Below are 8,544 nucleotides of genomic sequence, written 5' to 3' on the forward strand. Positions count from 1 at the left end.
CGGCCAGCGTGTAACGTTCCGCCGGCAGGCCGGGGGCAGGGGGATGGGCGACGTGATCGTACGGATGTGGGAGGCGCGGGCGGAGCCGTACGGTTTCGCCGACCTGATCACCTGGGTGTGCGACCAGGTGCTGCCCGAGTTCGAGCACGATCCGCTGCACCTCTCCAGTGAGGTCTTCACCTCGACCGACCACCGGCTGGTGGTGATCTCCAAGTGGCGCAGCAACCCGCGTCCGCTGCCCGATCCGCCGGCCACCCTGGTGGCCCGGCCGCCACACTCCTGGGACTTCGCCCAGGTCGACCGCTGACCGGCCGGTGACCTCACCGGCGGCCCACCAATCGGCGTAACCGGCGGAAACCGGTCGCGCAACCGGATTTCCGGGCGCTAGCTTCCGCCGCATGCGGCCGTTACCGATCCCGGAGACGGGTACCCCGGACCATCGGTCCGCCACCCGGTTCCTGTGCTGGCTTGCGATCCGGGTACGCGGTTCGCTCGCCGTCGGAGTGCTGTACGGGGTGGTCTGGATGGTCGCCCAGGCCCTGATGCCGGCGGCCATCGGCCGCGCCGTCGACGCCGGTCTGACCGCCCGGGACGCCGACGCCCTGCTCACCTGGGGGCTGGTGCTGCTCGCCCTCGGGCTGGTACAGGCGGTGGCCGGGGTGCTGCGGCACCGCTGCGCCGTCTTCAACTGGCTGGCCTCGGCCTACCGCACCATCCAGATCACCGTCGATCAGGCCAACCGGCTGGGTGCCGCGCTGCCGCGCCGGGTGGCCGCCGGTGAGGTGGTGAGCATCGGCACCGCCGACATCGGCCACATCGGTAACGCGATCGACGTCGTGCCCCGGGCGGTCGGTGCGGTGGTCGCCATCGTCGTCGTCACCGTGATCCTGCTGGACGCCTCGGTACCGCTCGGACTGGTCGTGGTGGTCGGGGTGCCGGTGCTGACCGCCGTGGTCGGGCTGCTCATCCGGCCGTTGCACCGGCAGCAGGAGGCGTACCGCGACTCGGAGGGGAAACTGACCACCCGGGCCGGGGACATCGTCTCCGGGCTGCGGGTACTGCGCGGGGTGGGCGGCGAGCCGGTCCTGTCGACGCGGTACCGGACCGAATCCCAGGCGCTGCGCGCCGACGGGGTACGCGTCGCCCGGGTCGAGTCACTGCTGGAGGCGGCCCAGATCCTGCTGCCCGGCATGTTCGTGGTGCTGGTCACCTGGCTCGGCGCCCGGTTCGCGCTGCGCGGCGAGATCAGCGTCGGGCAGCTCGTCGCGTTCTACGGCTACACGGCGTTCCTGGTCACCCCGCTGCGTACGCTCACCGAGACGATCGACAAGTTCACCAAGGGACACGTCGCCGCCCGCCGGGTGGTCCGTCTGCTCGGCATGGACCACGACCTGGCCGACCCGGCCCGACCGGTGCCACTGCCCGACGGGCCGGGTGAACTGGTCGACCCCGACTCGCAGGTGGTGCTCCGACCGGGCCGGTTCACCGCGCTCGCCGCCGTCGCCCCGCAGGACGCGGCGGAGATCGCCGACCGGCTCGGCCGGTACGCCGACTCGACCGACCCGGTGACGCTGCACGGCGTACCGCTGCGGGACGCGGCACTGTCGACGGTGCGCGCGCGGATCCTGGTGGTCGACAACGACGCGCGGCTGTTCACCGGTCCGCTGGCGGCGGAGCTGGACCCGCACGACCGTGGTGACCGGTCGGCGGTGCAGGCCGCGCTGGTCGCGGCGAGCGCCACCGACATCGTCGACGCGCTGCCGGACGGGCTGGACAGCACCGTCGCCGAACGGGGCCGGGAGTTCTCCGGCGGCCAGCAGCAGCGGCTGCGACTGGCCCGGGCCCTGGTCGCCGATCCGGAGGTACTGGTGCTGGTCGAGCCGACCAGCGCCGTGGACGCGCACACCGAGGCCCGGATCGCGGCGCACCTCGCCGCGGCCCGCGCCGGCCGGACCACCCTGGTCTGTACGACCAGCCCGCTGCTGCTCGGCCGGGCCGACCACGTGATCTTCGTGGCGGACGGCCGGATGGTGGCCGAGGGCAGCCACACCGAACTGCTCGACGCCGAGCCGCGTTACGCGGCCACGGTCAGCCGGGAGGAGAACTGATGGCCACCGCACTACCGGTCGCCGACGCGAAACAGGTCCGCCGGTACGCGCGGAGCCTGATCCGGCGACATCCCCGGGCGCTGGTCGCCGCGCTCGGGCTGCACGCGCTGGCCGCGATCGCCGGCCTGGCCGTGCCCCGGCTCCTCGGTGACCTGGTGGAGCGGATCTCCCGGGGGACCAGCGCGCTCACCGTGGACCGGATCGCCCTGGCCATCGCCGTGTTCATGGTGGTGCAGTCGGTGCTGGTCCGGTTCGCGCACCTCGCCTCCGCCCGGCTCGGCGAACGGGTCCTCGCCGAGCTGCGGGAGGAGTTCGTCGACCGGATCCTGGCCATCCCGCTCGCCACCGTCGAACGGGCCGGTACCGGTGACCTGCTCACCCGGACCTCCCGAGACGTCTCCGCGCTGTCCCGGACGGTCCGGTTCGCGGTACCCGAGACGCTCATCGCGATCGTCACCGGTGGTTTCGTGGTCGGGGCGCTGCTGCTGGTCGGCCCGCTGCTGGCGCTGCCCTGCCTGCTGGCCGTCCCGGCGCTCTGGGTGGGTACCCGCTGGTACCTGCGCCGGGCGCCGGCCGGCTACCTGGCGGAGAACGCCGCGTACTCCGACATCACCGACGGGATCAGCGAGACCGTCGAGGGCAGCCGGACCACCGAGGCGCTGCGGCAGCAGGCCCGGCGCCGGGCCCGCACCGACGAGGCGATCGGCCGGTCGTACGCCGCCGAGCGGTACACGCTCTTCCTGCGGACCGTCTGGTTCCCGGTGGTCGAGGTCGGTTACGTGGTGCCGGTGGTGGCCACCCTGCTCATCGGCGGCTGGTTCTACCTGCGCGGCTGGGTCACCCTCGGCCAGGTCACCGCCGCGACCCTCTACGTGCAGCAGCTCATCGACCCGCTGGACCGGCTGCTCTCCTGGCTGGACGAACTTCAGGTCGGCGGAGCCTCGATGGCCCGCCTGCTCGGGGTGGCGCAGCCGGAGGGGCCGGCCGACGGATCGGGGCGCCGGCCCGCCGACGACTGCCCGCCGGTGCCGGCGCAGTTGCGCGCGACGACCGACCAGGGACTGGCCGTCCGGGATGTCCGGTACGCCTACCGGCCCGGTCGGGACGTCCTGCACGGGGTCACGCTGACCCCCCGGCCGGGGGAACGGATCGCGATGGTCGGGCCGTCCGGGGCCGGCAAGTCCACGCTGGGCCGGCTGCTCGCCGGCATCCACGTACCGCGGACCGGCTCGGTCACCGTCGGCGGGGTGCCGCTGGCGGAGCTGCCCCTGGACGAGCTGCGCCGGCACGTCGCCCTGGTCACCCAGGAGCACCACGTCTTCATCGGTACCCTCCGGGAGAACGTGTCGATGGTCCGGCCGACCGCCGCCGAGTCGGAGGTACGCGCCGCGCTCGCTGCGGTGGACGCGCTGGGCTGGGCGGAGGAGCTGCCGTCCGGGCTGGACACGGTGGTCGGCGCGGGTGGTCATCCGCTCGACGCGGCGCGGGCGCAGCAGTTGGCGTTGGCCCGTCTGGTGCTGGCCGACCCGCACACCCTGGTGCTGGACGAGGCGACCTCGCTGATCGACCCCCGGGCGGCCCGTGACCTGGAACGTTCGCTCGCCGGGGTGCTCGCCGGGCGGACCGTGATCGCGATCGCGCACCGGCTCTTCTCGGCCCACGACGCGGACCGGGTGGCGGTGGTGGAGGGCGGCCGGATCACCGAGCTGGGGTCCCACGACGAGCTGGTGGCGGCCGGTGGCTCGTACGCCGCCCTGTGGCGTTCCTGGCACGGTGAGCCGTCGGCCGGCGGTGACCGGCCGGGTTCGTCGGCCGACGTCGATCCGGACGGGCAGCCGGTGGAAACGGCCGGGGCCGGGGCGGGACGCTGATCCGTCCCCGCCCCGGCCCCGGGTGCCGGGTCAGCCGAGGAACTTGTCCAGGGCCGCCTCGATGGCGCCGCTGTCCGGGGACGCGTACGCCTTCAGGGTGTTCTTGTTGTAGGTGACGAAGCTCGGGCACCGGTTGGCCGGCGCGTTGACCGTGCCACCGTCGCCGATCTTCTCGGCGGTCTTCGCGGCGTAGAAGGTCAGCTCGTAGCGCGAGGACACGTAGTCCACCGACACGACCTTGTCGTCGCTGCCCTTCAGGTTGCACTTGATGCCGGGGCCCTCGCTGCCCTCGACGTACTTCAGGCAGCCGACCACGCTGACCGTGGTGTACTCGCTGCTCTTGGCGTAGTACGGCTTGCCGTAGCCGACGCTGCGCAGGGACCAGTTGTCCCGCCGCTCCACCGAGTTGTAGAACGTGTACGCCTTGCCGCTGCCGGCGGTGTAGGCCAGCGAGTTCAGGATCGGACTGCCCTGGCAGACCGCCTCGAAGTCGCTGGAGTAGCGGGCGGTCACGGCGTTGTTGTTGTTGCCGTTGCTGTCCGGGGTGTTGCCACCGGCCGACGGGCTGGTGCCGGGATCCGCCGGGGTGGCCGTCGGTCCGCCGGTGGCGATCGGGGTCGGCGGGTCCTCGTCGTCCTGTCCGGCCACGAACGCCACGCCGATGCCGCAGAGCGCGAGCAGGACCACCACGGCGGCACCGACGGAGAGACCGATGACCAGCCCCTTGTTGGACTTCTTCGGCGGGATCGGGGTGCCGAACTGCGGCGGCGGGAATCCGGGCTGCTGCGGGTAGCCGACCGGCTGGTCGTAGCCCGGCTGCCCGTAGGCGGGCTGGCCCGAGATCGGCTGGCCGTAGCCGGGCTGCTGCCCGTACGCCGGCTGCCCGTAGGCGGGCTGGCCGGAGACCGGCGGGGTGGGGGGCGGAGCCCACGGCTGCTGCCCCGCGTTCGGATCGGAAGGCCCGTACGGAGGGTGATTTTCGCTCATCTGAAGCCCTTATCGCTGTCGAGGGTTGCGGCGGCTCGTGATCACCAACCACGATAAACAGCGACGCAAATTTGCTGGTCGCCGGCCTTCAGTTGACGGCGCTGACCTGTGCTGACGTTAACTCTGGTGACCCGTGATGGACTTCACTGTAACTGTGAGTGAATGGGATGGAATGGTCAGCCGGCGTCCAGCGGATCGGCGAGAAGCCGCTCGAAGGCCAGTTCGGCGGCACCGATCAGGGCGGCGTCCTCGCCGAGCATCGGCGTACGCAGCCGGACGTGCTCCCGGCAGGCCGGCAGGGCGATCGAGTTGAGCCGGCTGCGGACCTGGGCAGCCGCCGCGAGATAGACGTCCCGCATCGACCCGCCGAAGATCACCATCTCCGGGTTGAAGATGTTCACCAGGTTCGCGACGCCGAACCCGAGCCAGTCACCGACCTGCCGGACCGCCGCCTGGGCGCGGGCGTCCCCGCGATCGGCGGCGTCGATGACGGTGAGTAGTGCGTCGTACCCCCGGGCGGTGTCCCGGCCGGCGGCGGTCAGCAGCGCGTGTTCGCCGATCTCGGTCTCCCAGCAGCCCCGGGAGCCGCACCCGCAGGGCCGACCGGCCGGGTTGACCACCATGTGGCCGACCTCGCCGCCGTACCCGCCGTGCCCGGTGACCCGGCGCCCGCCGGCGATGATCCCGGCACCCACCCCGACGTCGCCGTAGAGGTAGATGACGTTGTCGCAGCCGGCGGCGGCACCCCGGGCGTGCTCGGCGAAGGCGGCCACGTCGGCCACGTTGCCGATGGAGACAGGTGCGCCGCAGGCCAACTCCCGACCCAGGGCCCGACCGAGCGGCTCGTCGATCCAGCCGGTGTGCGGCGCGAGCCGGATCAGGCCGTCGTCGCGGCGGACCATTCCGCACACCGCGACGCCGGCACCGACGTACACCGAGTCGGCCGGCACCTTCCCGTGCATCTGCCGGACGAAGTCGGCCAGCAGCGGGACGGTCTGCTCGGCGGTCAGTCCCCGGGGGCGGTCGGTCTCCCGGCGGTCCAGCACCGCGCCGCCCAGCCCGACCCGCGCCGCCCGTAGCCGGTCCACCTCGATGCTGTACGCGTACGCGTAGACCCGCTCCGACTCCGGCCGGACGACCAGGGACGGTCGCCCGGCCCGGCCGGTCTCCCGGGCACTGCTCTCGCTGACCAGACCGGCGGTGGTCAGGTCGGCGGTCAGCGCCCCGATCGTGCTGCGGTTGAGGCCCAGCGTGGTGGTCAGCTCGGCCCGGGAGGTCGCCCCGTGCACGTGTACGTAGCGGAGCAGCGCACCGAGGTTCTGCCGGCGGATCTCCTCCTGGCTCGGCCCTGCGCGCATCGGTACACCTACTCCACTGTGGATACTGGTCGGCGGCTGCCCGGGCGGGGGCAGCGGCTGCCCGTCGACCGGGGCCGACGGTTGCCTGTCGACCTGGTCAACGGTTGCCTGTCGCGCCGGCCCGACGCCGGGACAGCGCGTCGACACCGGCGGCGAGCAGGAGCACGAGCCCGGTCAGCACGTACTTCACGCCCGAGCTGTAGCCCATCAGGCCCATACCGTTGACGATGACCGCGACCACCGCCCCGCCGAGTACCGCGTCGAGCACCCGGCCCTTGCCGCCGAAGAGGCTGGTACCGCCGATGACCGCCGCGCCCACCGCGTAGAGCAGCACGTTACTGCCGCCGGTGTTCGGGTCGACCGAGCGGTCCCGGCTGGCAGCGATGATGCCACCGACCGCCGCCATCGCCGAGCAGATCACGAAGGCCGAGATGCGGATCCGGTCCACGTTGATGCCGGCCCGGCGGGCGGCCTCCTTGTTGCCGCCCACCGCGTAGATGTGCCGGCCGTACGCGGTGCGGTTGAGCACGAAGGTCCAGAGCACCAGCAGCACCCCGATGATCGGCACCACCACCGGCATGCCCTTGTTGGAGATGATCAGGGTGTTGAAGCTGCGTTCCTGGTTGAGGATGCCCACGGCCAGCCCCAGCACCAGGGCCAACCCGCCGATCCGGATCAGCACCACGGCCAGCGGCTCGGTGACCAGTCCGCGTGCCGTACGCCGACGGTGCCGCAGCAGGGCCACCGCGGCGTACCCGGCGACCGCGGCGGCGGCCATCAACCAGCCCAGGGTCGGCGGGATCTTCGAGTTCTGGATGCCGACCAGCGCCTCGTCCCGGATCGTGATGTTGGTGCCCTCCTTCATCAGCAGCAGCACCACCCCCTGGAAGGCGAGGAAGCCGGCCAGGGTGACCACGAACGACGGTATGCCGATCTTGGCGACCAGGACGCCCAGGGTCAGCCCGATCACCATCCCGGTGACGATGGCCGCGAGGATCGCCACGTACCACGGGAAGCCGAGCACCGTGGCGACGTTGGCCAGGATGGCCGCGCAGACGCCGCTGGTGAAGCCGGCGGAGAGGTCGATCTCACCGAGCAGCAGGACGAAGATCAGGCCCATCGCGATCACGGCGACCGCTGCGCCCTGGTTGAACAGGTTGGCGAAGTTCGCCGCGGTGAAGAAGGCCGGCCGGACGATCGAGAAGACCACGCAGAGCACCACCAGCCCCAGTACGGCGGGGAGGGCGCCCAGGTCGCCGCCGCGTACCCGGCGGAGATAGTCGCGCGCGTGGCTGGCCACCGTCGGCCGGGCGAGGCCCGGCGCCTGCTGCTTGTGCACCGCTGTCGTGCTGGTCATCGGTCCGCTCCCGGGCTGGTGATGTGCGTGGTGCCGGCGCTGCCGTTGCTGATGCCGCCGATGTTGCTGTCGCCGCCGAGCCCGAGCGGTCCGCTGCGGCCGGCGGTGATCAGCTCGACGACCTGGCTGTGGGTGATCTCCGTGGTCCGCACCTGGGCCACCATCTGACCGAGGTAGAGCGCGGCGATCCGGTCGGAGACGGCGAAGACGTCGTTCATGTTGTGGGAGATGAGCACGACGGCGAGCCCGTTGTCGGCCAGCCGGCGGACCAGTTCCAGCACCTGGGCGGTCTGCGCGACGCCGAGCGCGGCGGTCGGCTCGTCGAGGATGACCAGCTTGCTGTTCCAGAGCACCGCCTTGGCGATGGCCACCGTCTGGCGCTGCCCGCCGGAGAGGCTGGAGACGTGCTGGCGCAGGGACTTCACGGTGCGTACCGAGAGCCCGGCGAGGGTGTCCGCAGCCATCTGCTCCATGGTCGGCTCGTCCAGCACGATGCCGCTGCGCTTCTCCCGCCCGAGGAACATGTTCTGCACGATGTCGAGGTTGTCGCAGAGCGCGAGGTCCTGGTAGACCACCTCGATGCCGAGTCCGGCGGCGTCCCGGGGGCTGTTGATGCTCACCGGTCGGCCGTTGAAGAGGAACTGCCCACCGTCGGTGGGGTAGATACCGCTGATGCACTTGACCAGCGTCGACTTGCCGGCGCCGTTGTCACCGACCAGCGCGGTCACCTCACCGGGGTGGACGCTGAAGGCGACGTCACGCAGGACCTGGACGGGACCGAAGCTCTTGTCGATGCCACGTAGTTCCAGCAGGGGGGTCGCGGACACGGGGATCTCCTTCACGCGGAGAGGGGGGATCGGGGC

Annotated in this window: 7 protein-coding genes; 3 read left to right on the forward strand and 4 right to left on the reverse strand. The window is 72.0% G+C overall.

Annotated features, from left to right (window positions below):
- The first annotated feature begins 52 nt into the window (after positions 1–52).
- From GSF22_RS01875 to GSF22_RS01885, 3 genes are all read left to right on the forward strand, one after another.
- Positions 53–307 (forward strand): hypothetical protein, encoded by a 255-nt coding sequence (locus GSF22_RS01875; RefSeq protein WP_208810957.1) that lies wholly within the window; start codon positions 53–55, stop codon positions 305–307.
- 91 nt (positions 308–398) lie between these two features.
- On the forward strand, positions 399–2,108 hold the full coding sequence (locus tag GSF22_RS01880; protein WP_208810948.1) for an ABC transporter transmembrane domain-containing protein: 1,710 nt from the start codon (positions 399–401) through the stop codon (positions 2,106–2,108).
- The gene (locus GSF22_RS01885; RefSeq protein WP_208810949.1) at positions 2,108–3,979 is read left to right on the forward strand and encodes an ABC transporter ATP-binding protein; all 1,872 of its coding nucleotides are present in this window, start codon (positions 2,108–2,110) and stop codon (positions 3,977–3,979) included. The genes GSF22_RS01880 and GSF22_RS01885 overlap by 1 nt, the downstream gene beginning before the upstream one ends.
- 30 nt (positions 3,980–4,009) lie before the next feature.
- On the opposite strand, the gene GSF22_RS01890 is transcribed toward GSF22_RS01885, so the two are convergent.
- The 4 genes from GSF22_RS01890 to GSF22_RS01905 form a co-directional block, all read right to left on the reverse strand.
- Positions 4,010–4,966: a hypothetical protein gene (locus GSF22_RS01890; protein ID WP_208810950.1), complete on the reverse strand. Its 957-nt coding sequence runs from the start codon at positions 4,964–4,966 to the stop codon at positions 4,010–4,012.
- Between the two features lie 176 nt (positions 4,967–5,142).
- A complete protein-coding gene (locus GSF22_RS01895; RefSeq protein WP_208810951.1) occupies positions 5,143–6,324 on the reverse strand; it encodes an ROK family transcriptional regulator in 1,182 nt (393 codons plus the stop codon).
- A gap of 97 nt (positions 6,325–6,421) precedes the next feature.
- The gene (locus tag GSF22_RS01900; RefSeq protein ID WP_208810952.1) at positions 6,422–7,681 is read right to left on the reverse strand and encodes a sugar ABC transporter permease; all 1,260 of its coding nucleotides are present in this window, start codon (positions 7,679–7,681) and stop codon (positions 6,422–6,424) included.
- Positions 7,678–8,508, reverse strand: coding sequence for an ATP-binding cassette domain-containing protein (locus tag GSF22_RS01905; RefSeq protein ID WP_208810953.1), 831 nt, complete (start codon positions 8,506–8,508; stop codon positions 7,678–7,680). Before GSF22_RS01905 ends, GSF22_RS01900 begins: the two co-directional genes overlap by 4 nt.
- Positions 8,509–8,544: the final 36 nt, after the last annotated feature.

The organism is Micromonospora echinofusca (assembly GCF_017614955.1).
Classification (GTDB): domain Bacteria; phylum Actinomycetota; class Actinomycetes; order Mycobacteriales; family Micromonosporaceae; genus Micromonospora; species Micromonospora echinofusca_A.